Origin of the sequence: Shewanella sp. c952, from assembly GCF_019654975.1 — a bacterium.
GTDB lineage: Bacteria > Pseudomonadota > Gammaproteobacteria > Enterobacterales > Shewanellaceae > Shewanella.
Window position 1 is genome coordinate 1 of sequence record NZ_BPEW01000080.1, and the last position, 1,081, is coordinate 1,081.

At 53.0% G+C, this 1,081-nt stretch carries 1 protein-coding gene; it reads right to left on the bottom strand.

Going from position 1 to position 1,081, the window contains the following annotated elements:
• Positions 1-1,081: hypothetical protein (locus K5R16_RS22705; protein WP_220740521.1), on the bottom strand; the 1,081-nt coding region annotated here is incomplete at both ends.

Consider the following 1,081-nt stretch of genomic DNA (forward strand, 5'->3'; position numbering starts at 1 on the left):
CCCTCTCTCTCTCCTCCTTTCCTCTCTTTTCTTTCCTTTCCTTTTTTTTTTCCCTTCTTTCCCCCTCCTCTTTCTCTCTTCTCCCCCTCTTTCTTCCCTCCCCCTCCCCTCCCCTCCCCTCCCTCCCTTCTTCCTTCCCTCTTTCCTCCTCTCCTCCCCCCTCCCTTCCCCTCCCTCGCCCCCCCCCTCCCCCGTCCCCCCCTCCCTCTCCCTCCCCCCCTCTCCTCCTCCCCCCCCCCCTTCCTTCTTTTTTTCCTCCCTCTTCCTTCCTCCTTTCCCTTCCTCTTCCCTTTCCTCCCTCCTCCTTCCTCTTTCTTTTTCTCTCTGACCTTCCCTTCCCCCCTCTTCCCCTCTTTCCCCCCCCCCTCCTCTTCCCCCCCCTCCCTTCTCCCCCCCCCTTCCTCCCTCTTCTTCCCTCCCTCCCCCCTCTCTTCCCTTTCCTCCTCTTTCTCTTCTTTCTTTCTCCCCTTCTCCCTTCCTTCCTTTCTTTTCTTTTCCTTTTTTTTTCTTCCCTTTTCCTTTTTTTTCTTTCTCCTCCCTCCTTCCTCTCCTTTCTCCTCTCTCTCTTCCTCTCTCCTTTTTTCCCCTTCCCTCTTTTTTTCTTCCCCTTTCCCTCCCCCTTCCTCCCCTCTTCTTCCTCTTCCCCTCCCCCCCCTTCTTTTCTTTTTTTTTCTCCCCCCCCTTTTCCCTTTTTTTTTTCTTTTCCTCGTCCTCTCTTTCCCCCCCTTCTCTTTCTTCTTCTCCCTCTCTTCTCCTTCTTCTTCTTTCCCCTTTTTTTCCTTTTCTCCCCCCCCTTTCCTCTCTTTCCCTCCTCTTTTCCTCTTCTCCCCCTTCCTCTTTCTTCTCTTTTTTCTTTCTCCTCTCTTTTTCCTCTCTTCCCCCCCCCCCCCCTTTTCTTTCTCCCCCCTTTCCTTTTTCTCTTTCTTTCTTCCTTCTTCTCCCTTCCCCTTTCTTCTTCTCCTTCCTTCCCTTTCCTTTCTCTCTTTTCTTTTTTCCTCCCTTTTCCCCTTCTCTCCCCTCTCTCTTCTCCCCCTCTCCTCTCCCCCCCTCCTCTCCCTTCTCTCTTCTTCCTTCTTCTTCT